This window comes from Streptomyces sp. NPDC056835, from assembly GCF_042789485.1.
Taxonomy (GTDB): Bacteria; Actinomycetota; Actinomycetes; order Streptomycetales; family Streptomycetaceae; genus Streptomyces.
This window is the reverse complement of sequence record NZ_JBHUBB010000008.1, coordinates 50,015-66,663: the sequence shown is the minus strand read 5'-3', so window position 1 is coordinate 66,663 and position 16,649 is coordinate 50,015. Positions and strand designations below refer to the sequence as shown.

16 protein-coding genes and 1 pseudogene are annotated in these 16,649 nt (G+C 72.2%); 8 read left to right on the top strand and 9 right to left on the bottom strand.

Annotation, left to right across the window (positions count from 1 at the left end):
- Nucleotides 1-63 precede the first annotated feature (63 nt).
- The 9 genes and pseudogenes from rsgA to ACFRMN_RS11175 all read right to left on the bottom strand — a co-directional run bounded on the left by rsgA (nucleotide 64) and on the right by ACFRMN_RS11175 (nucleotide 8,759).
- Entirely contained in the window at nucleotides 64-1,074 is a 1,011-nt protein-coding gene (gene rsgA / locus ACFRMN_RS11215; RefSeq protein ID WP_383016726.1) for a ribosome small subunit-dependent GTPase A, read from the bottom strand.
- 4 nt (nucleotides 1,075-1,078) lie between these two features.
- Nucleotides 1,079-2,443: a 3-phosphoshikimate 1-carboxyvinyltransferase gene (gene aroA, locus ACFRMN_RS11210; RefSeq protein WP_383016723.1), complete on the bottom strand. Its 1,365-nt coding sequence runs from the start codon at nucleotides 2,441-2,443 to the stop codon at nucleotides 1,079-1,081.
- Nucleotides 2,444-2,567: 124 nt separating this feature from the next.
- Nucleotides 2,568-3,290, bottom strand: coding sequence for a M50 family metallopeptidase (locus ACFRMN_RS11205; protein WP_383016720.1), 723 nt, complete (start codon nucleotides 3,288-3,290; stop codon nucleotides 2,568-2,570).
- Nucleotides 3,291-3,540: 250 nt separating this feature from the next.
- Nucleotides 3,541-4,335 (bottom strand): annotated as a pseudogene (locus tag ACFRMN_RS11200) (alpha/beta fold hydrolase); the annotation flags it as partial.
- Entirely contained in the window at nucleotides 4,332-5,774 is a 1,443-nt protein-coding gene (gene pcaB / locus ACFRMN_RS11195) for a 3-carboxy-cis,cis-muconate cycloisomerase (RefSeq protein ID WP_383016717.1), read from the bottom strand. The gene pcaB and the pseudogene ACFRMN_RS11200, both read right to left, overlap by 4 nt.
- Nucleotides 5,761-6,396, bottom strand: coding sequence for a protocatechuate 3,4-dioxygenase subunit alpha (locus ACFRMN_RS11190; protein WP_383016714.1), 636 nt, complete (start codon nucleotides 6,394-6,396; stop codon nucleotides 5,761-5,763). The genes pcaB and ACFRMN_RS11190 overlap by 14 nt, the downstream gene beginning before the upstream one ends.
- Nucleotides 6,396-7,163, bottom strand: a complete 768-nt coding sequence (gene pcaH / locus ACFRMN_RS11185) for a protocatechuate 3,4-dioxygenase subunit beta (RefSeq protein ID WP_383016711.1) — start codon at nucleotides 7,161-7,163, stop codon at nucleotides 6,396-6,398. Before pcaH ends, ACFRMN_RS11190 begins: the two co-directional genes overlap by 1 nt.
- A 4-nt stretch (nucleotides 7,164-7,167) precedes the next feature.
- Complete coding sequence (locus ACFRMN_RS11180) at nucleotides 7,168-7,929, bottom strand: CoA-transferase subunit beta (RefSeq protein ID WP_383016708.1); 762 nt, start codon at nucleotides 7,927-7,929, stop codon at nucleotides 7,168-7,170.
- The gene (locus tag ACFRMN_RS11175) at nucleotides 7,926-8,759 is read right to left on the bottom strand and encodes a CoA transferase subunit A (RefSeq protein WP_383016705.1); all 834 of its coding nucleotides are present in this window, start codon (nucleotides 8,757-8,759) and stop codon (nucleotides 7,926-7,928) included. Before ACFRMN_RS11175 ends, ACFRMN_RS11180 begins: the two co-directional genes overlap by 4 nt.
- Before the next feature lie 197 nt (nucleotides 8,760-8,956).
- Here ACFRMN_RS11175 and ACFRMN_RS11170 point away from each other — a divergent pair, with 197 nt between their 5' ends.
- The 8 genes from ACFRMN_RS11170 to ACFRMN_RS11135 all read left to right on the top strand — a co-directional run bounded on the left by ACFRMN_RS11170 (nucleotide 8,957) and on the right by ACFRMN_RS11135 (nucleotide 16,572).
- Entirely contained in the window at nucleotides 8,957-9,397 is a 441-nt protein-coding gene (locus ACFRMN_RS11170; protein WP_383016702.1) for a MarR family winged helix-turn-helix transcriptional regulator, read from the top strand.
- Between the two features lie 67 nt (nucleotides 9,398-9,464).
- Nucleotides 9,465-10,280: an SOS response-associated peptidase gene (locus tag ACFRMN_RS11165; RefSeq protein WP_383016699.1), complete on the top strand. Its 816-nt coding sequence runs from the start codon at nucleotides 9,465-9,467 to the stop codon at nucleotides 10,278-10,280.
- Nucleotides 10,281-10,399: 119 nt separating this feature from the next.
- The gene (locus ACFRMN_RS11160) at nucleotides 10,400-11,107 is read left to right on the top strand and encodes an alpha/beta family hydrolase (RefSeq protein ID WP_383016696.1); all 708 of its coding nucleotides are present in this window, start codon (nucleotides 10,400-10,402) and stop codon (nucleotides 11,105-11,107) included.
- Nucleotides 11,108-11,371: 264 nt separating this feature from the next.
- Entirely contained in the window at nucleotides 11,372-12,031 is a 660-nt protein-coding gene (locus ACFRMN_RS11155) for a sigma-70 family RNA polymerase sigma factor (protein WP_249953940.1), read from the top strand.
- The gene (gene rsrA, locus ACFRMN_RS11150; RefSeq protein ID WP_249953939.1) at nucleotides 12,028-12,348 is read left to right on the top strand and encodes a mycothiol system anti-sigma-R factor; all 321 of its coding nucleotides are present in this window, start codon (nucleotides 12,028-12,030) and stop codon (nucleotides 12,346-12,348) included. The genes ACFRMN_RS11155 and rsrA overlap by 4 nt, the downstream gene beginning before the upstream one ends.
- Before the next feature lie 250 nt (nucleotides 12,349-12,598).
- On the top strand, nucleotides 12,599-14,176 hold the full coding sequence (locus ACFRMN_RS11145; protein WP_383016692.1) for an HD-GYP domain-containing protein: 1,578 nt from the start codon (nucleotides 12,599-12,601) through the stop codon (nucleotides 14,174-14,176).
- Nucleotides 14,173-15,474 (top strand): HD-GYP domain-containing protein, encoded by a 1,302-nt coding sequence (locus ACFRMN_RS11140; protein ID WP_383016689.1) that lies wholly within the window; start codon nucleotides 14,173-14,175, stop codon nucleotides 15,472-15,474. The genes ACFRMN_RS11145 and ACFRMN_RS11140 overlap by 4 nt, the downstream gene beginning before the upstream one ends.
- A 93-nt stretch (nucleotides 15,475-15,567) precedes the next feature.
- Complete coding sequence (locus ACFRMN_RS11135) at nucleotides 15,568-16,572, top strand: tetratricopeptide repeat protein (RefSeq protein WP_383017241.1); 1,005 nt, start codon at nucleotides 15,568-15,570, stop codon at nucleotides 16,570-16,572.
- Nucleotides 16,573-16,649 lie beyond the last annotated feature (77 nt).

Here is a 16,649-nt window from a genome sequence, read left to right as displayed (position 1 = left end):
CCGCCTGATGTCCGGTGTGATTATGCCCCTTGCCGGGGCCGACGGGCGGCAAACGTGTGCGGGTCAGTCGCCTTCGCGCCGCTCCCGCGTGGCGAGAAGTCGGCGGAGTGAGTAGAGGCGGGCCGGATCGGCGTGACCCTCGGCCACCCAGGCGTCCAGCGCGCAGTCCGGTTCGTCATGGCCGCACGCGCGCGGGCAGCCCTCCGTCCCCGGCACCAGATCGGGGAAGGCGAGGATGACCCGGGACGGATCGACATGGTGGAGTCCGAAGGACCGGATACCCGGGGTGTCGATCACCCAGCCGTCCGCCTTCGCCAGCGGCAGCGCCAGCGCCGAGGTGGTGGTGTGCCGGCCGCGTCCGGTGACCGCGTTGACATCCCCGGTGATCCGGTGACGGTCGTCCGGGACCAGCGCGTTGACCAGCGTGGTCTTGCCGACGCCCGAGTGGCCCACGAAGGCGGTGACCCGGCCGTCGAGATATTCGCGTACGAGGTCCGCCGCGTAACCGCTCGCCAGTTCGTCGCGTCGCGTGACGACATAGCGGATGCCCAGCGCCCGGTAGGTCTCCAGGAGTTCGTCCGGTGAGGCCAGATCGGACTTCGTCAGTACGAGCAGCGGTTCGAGCCCTCCGTCGAACGCCGCGACCAGACAGCGGTCGATCAGCCGGGGGCGGGGCTCGGGGTCGGCGAGCGCGGTGACCACGGCCAGCTGGTCGGCGTTGGCGACGACCACACGCTCGTACGGATCGTCGTCGTCCGCCGTACGCCGCAGCACCGAGCGGCGCTTCTCGATCCGTACGATGCGCGCCAGCGTGTCCTTCTTGCCCGACAGATCGCCCACCAGGAAGACCTGGTCACCCACCACGGCGGCCTTGCGGCCCAGTTCGCGCGCCTTCATCGCCAGCACGACACGATCCTCGACGAGACAGGTCAGCCGGCCCCGGTCGACGGTCAGGACCATGCCCTCCGACGCGTCCTCGTGCTTGGGCCGGATATTCGTACGCGGCCGGTTGCCCTTGGGATTGGGGCGCTGGCGGATGTCGTCCTCGTCGGGGTTCTTGCCGTAGCGGCGCATCGCGTCAGGCTCCCGCTCCCGCGAGCATGTCCGTCCACATCCGTGGGAAATCGGGCAGGGTCTTGGCGGTCGTCCCGACGTTCTCGATCTCCACGCCTTCGACGGCGAGGCCGATGATCGAACCCGCCGTGGCCATGCGGTGGTCGTCGTAGGTGTGGAACACCCCGCCGTGCAGCGGGCGCGGACGGATGTGCAGTCCGTCCGCGGTCTCGGTGACATCGCCGCCCAGCTCGTTGATCTCCTTGGTGAGCGCGGCCAGCCGGTCCGTCTCGTGGAGCCGCAGATGGGCCACGCCCCGCAGGGTGGAGGGCGAGTCGGCGAGCGCGGCGACCGCCGCGATGCCGGGGGTCAGCTCCCCGACCTCGCTCAGATCCAGATCGACTCCATGGATCCGGCCGGTGCCCGTGAAGGTCAGGCTGGTGCCCTCGGCCGTCTCGGCGAACTCGCAGGAACCGCCCATCTCGGTGAAGATCCCGCGCAGCGCGTCACCCGGCTGAGTGGTCCGCTGGGGCCAGTCGGGGACGGTGACCCGGCCGCCGGTGACCAGCGCGGCGGCCAGGAACGGCTGGGCGTTGGAGAGATCGGGCTCGACGGTCAGATCGCGGCCGAGCAGCGCGCCCGCCGAGACCCGCCAGACATTCGGCTCACCACCGGTCTCGGGCTCGTCGACCTGGGCGCCGACCCCGCGCAGCATGTCGACCGTCATCCTGATGTGCGGCAGCGAGGGCAGTACGGAGCCCACGTGCCGTACCTCCACGCCCTGGTTGAAACGCGCACCCGAGAGCAGCAGCGCCGAGACGAACTGGGACGACGCGGAGGCGTCGATCTCCACCGCGCCGCCCTCCAGGGCGCCGCCGCCGTGCACGGTCAGCGGGAGCGAGCCGCGTCCGTCGTCGTCGATACGGGCGCCCAGCGCGCGCAGGGCGTCGATGACGCTGTGCAGCGGACGCTGATAGGAACGGGGGTCGCCGTCGAAGCGGATGACGCCGTCGGCGAGCGTCGCGACGGGCGGCAGGAAGCGCATGACCGTACCGGCGTTGCCGACATCGACGGTGGCCGGGCCGTGCAGCCCCGAGGGGATCACGCGCCACGCCTCGCCGCTCGGACCGGGTACGGCAGCGGCGGCGGAGCTGGACGACGAGACGGTCTCCTCGATGCCGACGCCCATGGCCCGCAGCGCGTCGGCCATCAGCAGGGTGTCGCGGGAGCGCAGCGGGCGGCGCAGCCAGCCGGGCTCGGCGGCCAGCGCGGCGAGGACCAGACCGCGGTTGGTGACCGATTTCGATCCGGGCACGGTGACCGTCGCTTCGACGGCCCCGTTTGCGTAGGGGGCGGGCCAGAGGGCGGGCTGCACGGAGCTTTCGGTCATGGCCAACACTTTAGTGGTTCTTGAGGGACCTCGATCCTGATCAAATAGGGAGAAACCAGGGCGTAATCAGAGGGTGATAAGAGGGCTGGACGATGAGAGGGCGAATTGTCCGCGCCCGTCGGCGTCAGAGACCCAACAGCCAGCGTCCGCCGCCGACCAGGGAGCAGAGCGAGACGGCGTGGAAGAGGAACAGCCACATCGCGGGCGGCGCGTGCGTCAGCCGGCCCAGCTGGTCCGCGTCGGAGTCCCCGGCGCCGCCGTAGCGGCGCTTCGCCTGGAGCTCGAAGGCGGGACGTACGCCCCCGAGGAGCAGAAACCAGACGGCGGTGTACGCGAACGCCGACTGGACGTCCGGACCTGTCAGCCCGGAGATGAGCAGGAAGGCCGCCCCGGTGACGATCACCGTGAGCGCGCCGTAGGCGTTGCGGATCATCACCAGCATCGCGAGCAGCAGAGCCGTCGCCAGCCACAGCAGCAGGGTGATGTGGTGCGCGGAGAGCAGCCAGGCGCCGCCGAGACCGAGCAGCGGCGGGGCGGTGTAGCCCGCGGCCGCGGTGAGGATCATGCCGGGGCCGGTCGGCCTGCCCCGGCTGACGGTCAGGCCCGAGGTGTCCGAGTGCAGCCGGATGCCGTCGAGCCGGCGTCCGGTGACCAGGGCTATCAGCCCGTGGCCGCCCTCGTGCGCGATGGTTATCGCATTGCGGGAGAGCCGCCAGAGCGGACGCGGTACGACGGCGGTGAGCGCGACGACCGCCGTCACGACCACCAGCCAGTCGTCAGGGGCGGGCTGGGTACCGAAGACGCGATCCCACAGATCGCCGATGGAGGCGGAGTCGATACTGGCCATTGCTCGGGCGGCTCCTCAGCTCGGTGGCGTCGTGGCGGTGTCGTGGCAGTGTGGCACCGACGTGCCATACGTAGGAAAACGCCGTCGCGCCTCACGCCGGTTCCGCCGGAAACCTGTGAACTGTCCCGCTCGGTGCCGAGTCGTGCACGTCAATGGTGCTGAGTCGCGCGCGTCAACGGTGCTGAGCCGCGCGCGTCAACGGTGCTGAGCCGGCTCCGTCAGCGCCGGTGAGTCATCGCCGTCGGTCGGCCGCCACGAAGTGGGCGGCCAGGGCGGGAGTGACGATCTCGGGCCGCTCCACGCCCGCCAGATGCGCGGCGCCCGCGACATCGAGCAGACTCGCGCCCGGGACCGCGCCGGCGATCTCGTACGCGTGGGACGGCGGGGTGGCGGGGTCGTCGAGACCCGCCACGACCAGGGTCGGCGCGGCGATGCCCGGCAGCGCCGCGCGCAGATCGTACGAGGCGAGCGCGTCGCAGCAGGCGGCGTAACCGGCGGGGTCGACGGCCCGGAGATCGTCGATGAGGGCGCGGGCGGCGGGAGTCGCCGCGAAGTCGGGGGAGTACCAGACGCCGGGGCGGCTCGCGGCCATCGCGCCGGTGCCCTCCGCCCGTACGCGCGCGGCTCTCTCCCGCCAGGGCCCGGGGTCGCCGAACCGGGCCGAGGAGCAGATGACGGCCAGCCGGGACACGCGCTCGGGGTGGTGCGCGGCGAGATGCAGGCCCACGGCGCCGCCGATCGAGATCCCCGCGTACGAGAAGGACGTCCAGCCCCGCGCGTCGGCCAGCCGCAGGACGAGGGCGGCCAGATCGGCGACGGTCGCGCCGGACCCGCCCGTGTCCGTGTCCCCGGGGCCGAGAGGGATCAGGTGTGAGGGGGACCCGCCGTGTCCCGGCAGGTCCCAGCGCAGGACACGGTGGGTGCGGGCGAGCGCGGCGAGCTGGGGTTCCCAGACGGCGAGCGAGGTGCCGAGCGAGGGGCCGAGGACGAGCGGGGAGCCGTGGTCGGGCCCGTCGAGGCGGAAGTGGGGCAGGCCGTCGGTCATGACGCGTCTCCGCTCACTTCGCCGGCTCCGGTCTCCGTGGGCTCCCCGGTCTTCGTGGCCTCCCCTGCCTCCCCTGTTTCTGTGGTCCCTTCCGACGTACGGCGCAGCGCGCGGTCCACGAGCAGGGCCGCCGAACCCGTGTAGCGCGTGGGGTCGGTGAGGTCACTGAGCCGCCGCTTGGAGAGCACTCCCGCCAACTCCGGCAGATCGGCGAGGGCGTCCGCCAGGGCCTCCGCCAAGGTGATCTCCTCGGCGGTGACGCGCCGGGACGCGGCCGTGAGCAGTTCCTTCGCCCGGCCGCGCCCGACGACCGGCTCCAGCTCCGCGATGAACCGCTCGCTGACGATCAGTCCCTCCGTCAGATCGAGATGCTCCCGCATCCGGTACGGGAAGACCCGCAGCCCTTCCGCCAGTTCGGCCGCGTGAGCCGCCGCCCCGCCGGTGAGACGGAGCAGTTCGCGCAGGGGCGCCCACTCCGCGTGCCAGGCCCCGGCCGGGCGTTCGTCCTCGGCGGCGAGTGAGAGAAGCAGCGTGGCGGTGAGCGCGGGTGCCTGCCGGGCCGCCGCCGTGATGAGCGTGGCCCGCACGGGGTTGGACTTGTGCGGCATGGCGGAGGACCCGCCGCCGCTGCCCTCCGCGACCTCGCCGATCTCCGTACGGGTCAGCACCAGGACGTCCGCGGCGAGCTTGCCGAGCGCGCCGCAGCCGAAGCCGAGGGCCTGGGCGAGGTCGGCGACAGGCGTACGGAGGGTGTGCCACGGCAGGAGCGGTTCGGCGAGACCCAGCTCGTGCGCGTACGCCCCGAGCAGCGCGGGACCGTACTCCCCGAAGGCCGCCAAGGTGCCCGCCGCGCCGCCCAGTTGGGCCGGGAGCGAGAGGGCCGCCAGCCGGTCGCGCGCGTCCAGGACCAGGCTGCGCCAGCCCGCCGCCTTCAGCCCGAAGGTCGTCGGGACGGCGTGCTGGGTGAGGGTACGGCCGGGCAGCGCCGTGTCGCGGTGCGCCGCCGCCAGCCGGGCCAGGGCCCGCGCCGTACGGTCCAGATCGGCCAGAACCAGCGGGAGGGTGCGTGCGGCGAGCAGCATCAGAGCCGTGTCCAGGATGTCCTGGCTGGTCGCGCCCCGGTGCACGTAGGGCGCGGCCTCCGCGCCCGCGGCGGCGGTGAGATCCGCGACCAGCGCGATCACCGGATTGCCGCCGTCGCGCGCCCGCAGCGCCAGATCCCGTACGTCGTACCGTTCGGCCCGCGCGGCGGCGGTGACGGCCTCGGCCGCCGCGGCGGGTGCGACACCGAGGCCGCACGCCGCACGGGTCAGCGCGGCCTCGGCATCCAGCATGGCCTGGAGCACGGCGCGGTCGCCCGTCGCGCGTTCGGCCGGGGACCCGGCCCGTACGGGTGTGAGCAGGCCCTCGTCGTCGTACGAGCCGTCACGTGAAGTCAAGGAACACCGTCTCTCGCTCGCCCTGGAGTCGGATGTCGAAGCGGTAGGTGCGGGGGCGGTCCGCCTCGGGCCTGGCCATCAGCGTCTCGCGCCGGTCCGGCGGCAGCGAGGCGAGCAGCGCGTCCGGCGCAGGCCCATCGGCAGCCCCGGCATCCCCGGGACCCCCGGCTTCTTCGGCAGCCTCGGCGTCCTGGGCATCCTGGGCAAGGTACGCCCGGGTGAAGAGGTGGTGCGTGAGCCCCCGCGCGAAGACGCACACGCTCAGATATGGCACGGCGGGGGCGCCCGGCGGCAGCGTACGCAGCGCGTAATGGCCGTCCGCGTCCGTCGGGACGCGGCCGAACCCGGTGAAGTCGACCCCGTCGCGGCCGGAGAAGCCCCCGCTCACCGGATCGCGCCGCAGCGACCCGGCCGCCCCTGCGAGCGAACCGCCGGGACCCGCCTGCCAGAACTCCAGCAGTGCGTCAGGGACGGGGGCGCCGGCTCCGTCGTACACCCGCCCGTGCACGGTGACCGTGTCCGGGTGGCCGGCCGGGGCGATGTCGCCACCGCCGGGGAAGGGCAGCGCGTACCCGTAGAAGGGGCCGACGGTGTGCGAGGGGGTGGGCGGAAGTACCGGCATCAGCGGCCCTCCTCGATCCAGGTGGCGGACGGTCCGTCGAGGACGATGTCCCAGCGGTACCCCAGCGACCGTTCGGGCCGGGACAGCCCGGGGTCGTACGTCGCGACCAGCCGCTCCCTGGCCGCCCGGTCCGTCACCGACTGGAGGATCGGGTCGTGGGCGAAGAGCGGGTCGCCCGGGAAGTACATCTGCGTGATGAGGCGCTGGGTGAAGGCGGTTCCGAAGAGCGAGAAGTGGAGATGCGCGGGGCGCCAGGCGTTCTCGTGGTTGCGCCACGGATAGGCGCCGGGCCTGATGGTCGTGAAGCGGTACGAGCCGTCGTCGCCGGTCAGTACGCGCCCCACCCCGGTGAAGTTCGGATCGAGCGGTGCCGGGTGCTGGTCGCGCGGATGCGCGTACCGGCCGGACGCGTTGGCCTGCCACAGCTCGATCAGCTGCCCGCGCACCGGCCGGCCCCGGCTGTCGAGAAGCCTGCCGGAGACGGTGATGCGCTCGCCCAGCGGCTCCCCGGCGTGCTGCCGGGTCAGATCGTGATCGGTCTCGGTGATGTCGCTGACGCCGAAGACGGGACCGGACAGCTCGACCGTTTCAGGATCCCCGGTCACCGCGACGAGCGGCTGCTTCGGGTGGCGCAGCACGCTGCTCCGGTACGGGGCGAAGTCACGCGGCGGATGGTGCGCGGGCGGCGCGCCCTGGGCGAGCGATGTCTCGTACGCCGCGTGGTGGGCGGTCAGTTCACGGTCGATGTCGGACTGGGTGAGAGCCATGGGATTACCGCCTCCCGGCGGACTTGAGGGCACGCAGCGCGGTGAGTTCGGCCGCCGACGGCGGCTCGGTGGTGGTCAGGGCGGCGGCGGTCTCCAGCTGCCAGCCGGTGGCCGCCCGTGCCTGTTCGACGGTGACACCGGGGTGCAGGGCGGTCAGTACCAGCTCCGCGGTGGCCGGGTCGGGGCGCAGGATCCCCAGATCGGTGATGACGGCGACGGGACCGGCTCCGGGCATATTGAGCCGGGCGCGGTCGCCTGGCCCCGATCCATGGCCGAGCGTGGTGACGAAGTCCAGCTTCCGTACGAAGCCGCGGAGGGAGTGGCGGAGCACCATGAGGACCCGGCCGCAGTTGGCGGCGATCTCCGGGGCGCCCCCCGCGCCGGGCAGCCGGGCCGCCGGGCGGCCGGCGCCGCGGTCCACCACCGTGGTGTTGATGTTGGCGAAGCGGTCGATCTGGGCGGCGCCGAGGAATCCGACGTCGATACGGCCGCCCTGGAGCCAGTAGTTGAACATCTCGGGGACCGACACCACCGCGTCGGCGGTCTCGGCGAGTTCGCCGTCGCCGATGGAGAGCGGCAGCCGGGTCGGCCTGGAGCCGATGGTGCCGGACTCGTAGAGCAGGACGAGCCCCGGATTGACGGTGTGACGGGCGAGGTTGGCCGCGGTGCTCGGCAGTCCGATACCGACGAAACAGGTCCTGGCACCGGCCAGCGCGCGGGCGGCGTTGACCTCCATCAACTCGTCACGACTGAAGGCCTCGGTCATCGGATGGGAGCCCCTTCGCCTTCGTTCTCGTTCCGTATATGTGTGTCGAGCCAGTGGGTGAAGGTGTCGCGGTCCCGGGCGATCGGATCCCAGGCCCGGTAGAAGTCGTTGTCGCGCACCGAGTAGCCGGTGGCGTACGAGGGGTGGGCGCCGCCAGGCACCACGCAGACGGCGTCGATCACCCAGTGGGGCAGCACCACGCCGCCGGGGCGCGGCTCCAGCGCGTCGACGGTCTCCTCGACGGTGACGAGCACCCGGTCCGCGGCGAGCGCGGCCTCCTTCTGGACCCCCGTCAGGCCCCAGAGCTGGACATTGCCGTCCCGGTCCGCCCGCTGGGCGTGGATCACGGTGACATCGGGGTTGAGCGCGGCGACCGCCGCCAACTCCTCGCCGGTGAAGGGGCAGACGACGGTGGAGACGGTGTCCGTACGGGTCGCGAGATCGGAGCCGCGGTAGCCGCGCAGTACGGCGAACGGCAGTCTGGAGGCCCCGGCCACATAGCGGTTCGCCATGCCCGCGTGGCTGTGCTCGTCCAGTTCGAGCGGGCGCGGCCAGCCGTTCTCCACGGCGTCACCGAAGCGGTGCAGCGAGCCGACGCCGGGATTCCCGCCCCAGGAGAAGATCAGCTTGCGCACCAGTCCCGCGCCGATGAGCTGGTCGTAGATGACGTCGGGGGTCATCCGCGCGAGGGTGAGATCGGTGATGCCCTGGCGGATGACCTCGTGCGCGGCGGCGAACGGGATCAGATGGGTGAAGCCCTCCATCGCGACGGTGTCCCCGTCGTGGACGAGCTCCGCCACGGCGTCGTGCAGGGTGCGTACGTCGGCCATCGTCGCTCCGTGGTGATGAGCACCGGAACTCTGAATGCTCAGTGTACTGATTGAATTCTCGATGAGGCCGTACAATTCCACCGAGTTACCCACAGGTCAATAGGTCAGTGTGCTTACGGAATCAGTGAACGTACGAAGAAGTGACGTCACGAGGACCCGAGGACCCGAGGACCCGAAGACACGAAGAGGGGCAGCGCGTGGCCGCGGTCGATCTCAGCACCCACCCCGGGCACATGGCCCGGCGGCTCCAGCAGGCGCACACCCTGATGTGGAGCGCGATGGTCTCGGAGGAGACCACCTCGCCGCAGTTCGCGGTACTCAACGCGCTCATCGGCGAGCCGGACATCGACCAGCGCACGCTGAGCGAGCAGGTCCGCCTGGACCGCTCCACCATCGCCGATGTGGTGGCGCGGCTGGCCCGGCGCGGGCTGCTTGAGCGGGTCCGCGATCCGCTGGACGGCCGGCGCAATGTCCTCAAGCTCACCGGCGAGGGCGTACGTCTGCACCGCAAGCTGGTGTCCCGTACCGCCCGGATGAACCGGGTCTTCCTCGCGCCGCTCGACGAGTCCGAGCGGGACACACTGCTGCGGCTGATCGCGCGGGTCACGGACGCGGCGGAGGAGCTGCGGGCCCCCTGAGACGCCCACGAACCCCCACCTGTTCGGCGTAACCTGGCGCCATCGCAGGCCAGAGGAGCGGTTGAGGATGTGCGGCAGGTACGCGGCGAGCCGTCGGCCCGAGGACCTTCAGGGAGTCTTCGGCATCGAGAAGTGGGAGCCCGAGGAGACCTTGGCCCCCGACTGGAACGTGGCTCCGACCAAAGAGGTCTACGCGGTTCTGGAACGCCCCGTGAAGGAGGCGGCGGACCCCGGACCGGTCCGTCAGCTGCGGAAACTCAAGTGGGGGCTCGTACCGTCCTGGGCCAAGACGCCCGAGGGCGGGGCGCGGATGATCAACGCGCGCGCCGAGACCGTGCACGAGAAGCCGTCGTTCCGGCGGCCCTTCGTCTCACGGCGCTGCATCCTCCCGGCCGACGGCTACTACGAGTGGGTCACCGGATCCGACGAGCGCCAGCTGGAGGAGCGGGGCAAGAAGAAGCGGCCCCGCAAGCAGCCGTACTTCGTCACCCCGGCCGACGGCTCGGTCATGGCGATGGCCGGACTGTACGAGTTCTGGCGGGACCGCACGCTGCCGGACGATCATCCGTCGGCCTGGTGGGCGACCTGCTCGGTGATCACCACCGAGGCGGAGACGACCCCGCTGGCGGTGGCTCCGGCCGAAGGTCCCGGATCGCTGGCGGAGATCCATCCCCGGATGCCGCTGATGCTGACGCCGGACCGCTGGGACGCCTGGCTGGACCCGGCCCGTACGGACCCCGAGGAGCTGCGCGCGCTGCTTGCCCCGCCGCCGGCCGGGCTGATGCGGGCGTATCCGGTCACGACGGCCGTCAGCAATGTCCGTAACAACGGCCCCGAGCTGCTGGAGGAGCTGCCGGCGCCGGAGGAGAGCACGCTCTTCTGACGCGACAGGCTCTGACAGGGCAGGCTCCGGTTGTGCCGGCCTCCAGTGCGCCGGCCTCCAGTGCGCCGGTCGCGCCGGCGTGCGCGCGGCAGGGTGGCTCTGTGACGGAGGATGGCCCTGTGACAAGCGACACGACAGCCGAGCCGGAGCAGCAGACCGTCGAGACCCCCGCCGGGGACGCCCGGATCACCTGGCATCCCGCGAAGCGCCCCCGCCGCGTCCTCGCCCTCGGCCATGGCGCCGGGGGCGGGATCGAGGTGCGTGACCTGCGGGCCCTGGCTGCCGCGCTGCCCCCGCTCGGGGTCACCGTCGCTCTGGTGGAGCAGCCCTGGCGGGTGGCGGGCAAGAAGCTGGCGCCCGCGCCGAAGACCCTCGACACCGGCTGGCGCGCGCTCTGGCCCGCGCTGGAGAAGCCGGGCGTGCCGGTGGTCGCGGGCGGGCGCAGCGCCGGGGCGCGCGTGGCCTGCCGTACGGCGCGCGAGCTGGGCGCGCACGCCGTACTGGCGCTGAGCTTTCCGCTGCATCCGCCGGGCAAGCCGGAGAAGTCCCGCGCCGCCGAGCTGCTGGGGTCGGGCGTGCCCACCCTCGTCGTACAGGGCGGGAACGACCCCTTCGGCAAGCCCGCCGAGTACGCCGAACTGCCGGGGGGTGCTCCGGGGGGCGCTTGTGGGGGCACTCCTGGAGGCGCGTACGAGCTCCTGGAGGTGCCGGGCGCCGACCATGGATTCGCCGTGCCCAAGAGGGCGCCCCTGTCGCAGGACGAGGCACTGGACATCATCACCGAGGGCGTCGCCGGCTGGCTCGCCGTGCCGGACGGGGCCCGGTGAAACCCCTGGGGAATGCCGGGCGCGAGGTCGCTGTTGTGAGGGACATCGGTAGACAGAGCACGAGAGGGAGTCCGTCGTATGGGTTCGACCATCTGCCCGCGCCGCTCAGACGCCACTGACCTGGAGTGGACGGTGCTTTCCGCGGCCAAGACCGCTTCTGTTCGGGCGGCCGGCGAGGCGGACCGGCAGCCCCCGTCGCATCAAGGTCGACTATTCTCCGATTCGAGTGGGTCCGCATTCGGCCCCGCCACATCGTTGGAGGAGGTGGGTCCGGTCACTGGGACCGACGGAGCGACCGACGACGGCCACATCGAAGAGACCACCGCCGAGCGCAATGCCCGTTTCGAGAGGGATGCTCTCGGCTACCTCGACCAGATGTACTCGGCCGCCCTGCGCATGACACGCAACCCGGCCGATGCCGAGGATCTGGTGCAGGAGACCTATGCCAAGGCGTACGGCTCCTTCCACCAGTTCCGTGAGGGAACCAACCTCAAGGCGTGGATGTACCGCATCCTCACGAACACATTCATCAACTCGTACCGCAAGAAGCAGCGCGAGCCCCAGCGCAGTGCCGCCGAGGAGATCGAGGACTGGCAGCTGGCGCGCGCGGAGTCGCACATGTCGACCGGTCTGCGCTCCGCGGAATCGCAGGCGCTCGACCATCTCCCGGACTCCGACGTGAAGTCCGCGCTGCAGGCGATTCCCGAAGAGTTCCGCATCGCGGTGTATCTCGCCGACGTAGAGGGCTTTGCGTACAAGGAGATCGCGGACATCATGGGAACCCCCATCGGTACGGTCATGTCACGACTGCACCGGGGCCGCCGCCAGCTGCGCGGCATGCTGGAGGACTACGCCCGTGAGCGCGGGCTCGTCCCGGCGGGTGTCGGAGAGTCGTTGGACGATCGGAAAGGTTCGGACTCATGAGCTGCGGAGAGCCGCATGAGACGGATTGCGCCGAGGTCCTCGATCATCTCTACGAGTTCCTCGACCACGAGATGCCCGACAGCGACTGCACCAAGTTCGAGGTGCACTTCGAGGAGTGCTCCCCCTGCCTGGAGAAGTACGGCCTTGAGCAGGCCGTGAAGAAGCTGGTCAAACGGTGCTGCGGGCAGGACGACGTACCGGCCGATCTGCGGGCCAAGGTCATGGGACGGATCGATCTGATCAGGTCGGGACAGGCCGTGCCCGAGCACGAGGTGTCGGCCGCGGGAGCGGATCTTCCGGGCGTCGCCAAGGAGTAAGAGGCCGCGCGGCCTCTAAGAACAGATTGACGAGAGGGCGTATCGCGTATGACGCGGTGCGCCCTTACGCGTACGCGCGCACCCCGTGCACCCCCTGCACGTGACTTTCGCGCGCGTACCCACCGTATGTCCGCGTATATCACCGCTGTCACCCGAAGGTGCTAATCGGCGGCAAACACCGGATGGTCGCCCTCCAACTCGCTAGCCTGACCCTCTGTTTGGGCCGGGGCCGAGAAGGGGGGAATACGCCGTGAGGGCCATTCCGGTGGCGGCGCGCGTCTATATCCTGGGTATCGCGCTCTGCGCCGCCCTCTGTGTCCGTCCCGCGCTGCGCCCGGACACCCCCTGGGGGGCGGTGGCGTTGCTGGCGGCGCTCTACGCCTGCTGTGAACTGCCCGCACGCAGCCGTTGGCCGGGACGCTCGGTGAGCGGTTCCGCGCCGGTCGTCGCCGGGTCGTTCTTTCCCGTGCTGCTCGCCGCCGCCCTCCTGCTGCCGCCCGCCGCCGCCGCACTGGTCGCCGTACCGGGCGCGCTGCTCGGCCGGATCGATCGGCGTCCGAGGAGCGCGCGGCGGATCTGGCGCGCGGCGCAGCTCACCGTCGCCACCTGGGCGGCGGCTCGGGCGCAGCTGCTCTTCGGCGGTCCTGTCGCGCTCGGCGGCGGGGGATACGGGCTCACGACGCCCGACTTCCCGTATGTGCTGCTGCCCACGGGCGCCGCCGCCCTCGCCTTCTGTCTGGTGCTCGCCGCGCTGGACGGCGGCATCCTGGTCACCGCCGAGCGGCTGCCGCTGCGCGGCGCCTGGCGCGGGCTGGTGCCGCGCTCGCTCGCCCCGCTCGGCGCGCACGGGCTCGCCGGACTGATGATGGCCGTCCTGTGGCGCAGTCCGTTCGGGCCGCTCTCCGCGCTCTTCGTCCTGCTGCCGATGTACATCTCCTGCTGGGTCTTCGCCCAGTACCACCGCGAGCGCGCCGCCCACCAGGCCACCATCAGAGCGCTCGTGCAGGCCGTCGACATCAAGGACCGGTACACCCGCGGACACAGTGAGCGGGTGGGGCACGCCTCCGTACTGATCGCCCATGAGCTGGGCATGGAGAAGGAACGGATCGAAGTCCTCCGGTTCGCCGGGATCCTGCACGACGTCGGCAAACTCGGCGTCCCGACCCGGGTGCTGCGCAAGGACGGCCCGCTGACGCCCGAGGAGCGCCGGGTGATCGAGCTGCACCCCGAGTACGGGCACGAGATGGTGCGCGGCATCGGATTCCTGGGCGAGGCGCGGTCCGCGATCCTGCACCACCATGAACGGCTCGACGGCACCGGCTATCCGTACGGACTCGCCGGGCAGCGGATCCCGGAGTTCGCCCGGGTGGTGGCCGTGGCCGACGCCTTCGACGCGATGACCTCGACCCGTTCGTACCGGCGGGGGCGGCCGGTGCCCACCGCGCTGGCGGAGCTGGAGCGGTGCGCGGGGACGCAGTTCGATCCGCGGATGGTGCGGGCGCTGGTACGGGCGCTGGACCGGCACGGCTGGCAGACGGTGGTCACGGCGGACGAGGCCGCGCCACCGGCCCCGCCGCCCGCGGGCCAACCGCCCGCCCCGTCACCCGGCGCGCCGCCCGCCCGTACGTCCTCCGCCCCGCCCCCTGTCCCGGCCGTCCTTCCGGTGCCCGCCACGGCCGGGCGCGGAAACGTCCCTCCTGCCCGGACCGGCGGCGCGGGCCGCGCGCCCCATGCCGGCCGTACCGCCTGGACCCGCCGGAGCGGCGGAAGTGGCGGAAGCGGTGGGAGTGGCGGAAGCGGTGGGAGTGGCCGGAGTGGCGGGAGATGACCTCGGCCGCGGTCGGGGTGCCGGCCGCCGGGCGCCGTCCCGTCCCCCGCACCGTCGTCGCGGTGTACGGCGCGGCGGCCCTGCTGACCGCCGCCGGGCTCGGCTCCACGCTCTGGCACGGCCTCGCCGACCCCCGGATCGCGCTGGCCTTCGGCGTACTCATCGCCGTCGGGGAGTTGGCGCGCTGGGGCGCGCTGCCCGGTGAGCGGGAGCCCGCGCCGGTCGCCGCCGCCGGGGCCCTCGCGTACGCGCTGCTCGGCGAGAACGCCGGACAGCCGGTCGGCCACGGCGTGCTCCAGACCGTCACCGTCGTCCTCACCGCCGGGCTCGCCGGGGCCGTACCGCATGTCGCCCGGGGAAGCGGGCCCGCACTTGACCACATGGCGAGACGCGTTCTCGCCGTCGGCTTCGCCGCCTTCTGTTTCCAGCCGCTCTACGACTCGGCTGAGCTGCGGGAACGCTTCGGCGCCGGGCCCGGCTACGCGATACTGCTGCTCCTGCTGCTGGGGCTCACCGCGCTCTGCGACGCCGTACTGGCCGCGCTCGTCCTGCGGGCCCGCACCCGCCACCCCTTCGGGCCCCTGCTCCGCGACGAACTGCGCGCGCTGCTGCACATCGGCTCAGCCGTCTGTGCCACCGGAGCGGTGATCGCGCTCGGGGTCGCCGTCGCCGGGCTGTGGGCGCTGCCGGTGTTCTGTGTGCCGCTGCTGCTGACCCAGCTGTCCTTCCGGCGCTACGCCGCGGTGCGTACGACATACCGGCAGACGATCGCCTCCCTCGCCCGTGCCACCGAGATCGCCGGATACACCCCCCAGGGCCATGCCCGCAGGGTCGCGGAGCTGAGCCTGGCCGTCGGCCGTGAGCTGAGGCTTTCCGGCCCCGAACTGACCGTTCTGGAGTACGCCGCCCTGATGCACGACATCGGCCAGCTGTCCCTCGTGGACCCGGTGCCCGACGGTGCCACCGCCCTGCTGCCGGTCGCCGAGCAGCGGCGGATCGCCCTGCTCGGCGGCGCGGTGGTCCGCCAGACCGGAGTGCCCGCCGCCGTCGCGGTGGTGGTGGAGCGGCAGGCGGACCCGTACCGGGAACAGCCGATATCCGCCCGGATTGTCCGCGCCGTCAATGCGTACGACGATCTGACAGGGGAATGTGGCACTGCGAGTGGACCGCTCAGCGCGCTGGAGCGGCTCCGGCTCGGGACGGCGCACGACTACCAGCCCGAGGTGGTGGAATCCCTGGCGCGCGTGCTCTCCCGAGGGCGGTCGGGCCCCTGGTCCGAGGGGGTAACCCATGGGTAATGAGCGGGCGTCCGACCGAGCATGGTTGGATGCGAAGAGGAGCAAGACGTGGTGTCCGGGGGCACTGACCCGAACGACCGGCAGGCGGGAATCGTGAGGATCTTCGGGAAGGTACGGCATCGGCCCTCCGCCTCGTGGCGGCAGGCCACCGACCGCGCGTTCACGCTGATCGGTGACGGCCGGTACGAGGACGCGGGGGCGCTGCTGACGCGCGCGGCGGATCTGGAGCCCTGGTTCTCCGAGTCCTGGTTCAATCTGGCGCTGCTGCACAAATTCCGGCACGACTGGGAGCAGGCGCGCGCCGCCGGGCTGCGCGCCGTCGCCCTGCTCGACAAGGAGACCGGCGCGCCCGACTGGTGGAACGTGGGGATCGCCGCCACCGCGCTCCAGGACTGGCCGCTGGCCCGCCGCGCCTGGCAGGCGTACGGACTGCGGGTGCCGGGCAATCCGCACACCGTCGAGGCCAACGGCGAGCCCGAGGGCATGGAGCTGGGCAGCGCGGCCGTCAGGCTCTCGCCCGAGGGCGAGGCCGAGGTCGTCTGGGGCCGTCGGCTCGACCCGGCGAGGATAGAAGTGCTCTCGATCCCGCTGCCGTCGTCGGGCAGGCGCTGGGGCGAGGTCGTCCTGCACGACGGCGTACCGAACGGTGAGCGTACGACGGCATCGAGCCCGGACGGCGCCACCCGCGCCTATCCGGTCTTCGACGAGATCGAGCTGTGGGCCCCCTCGCCCGTGCCCACCTGGGTGGTGCTGCTTGAGGCGGCGACCGAGGAGGACAGGGACGCCCTGGAGCGGCTGGCCGCCGACGCCGGATTCGCCGCCGAGGACTGGTCGTCGTCCGTACGGCTCCTCTGCCGGGCCTGCTCGGAGTCCACGATGCCGAGCGCCGAGGGCGACGGCGAGCATCTCGATCCGCACGACCACAGCGAGCCGGGCCATCCGGGGCCGCTGGGCCACCGTACGGCCGGCGACCTGTGGGCCCCCGAGCGCGAGTGCGGGATAGCGGCCCCGGCGGCGCTGGTACGGGGCCTGCTGGACGGCTGGGTCGCGGACAGCCCGGACACCCGCGAGTGGCGCGATCTCGAAGAGGTCTGCTGAAGGCTTCGCCCTCGCCTCTCCGGGGACACCCGCCGGACACCGCCGGCAGGGGGCGATCCGCCGGTCCGTCTGCCGCG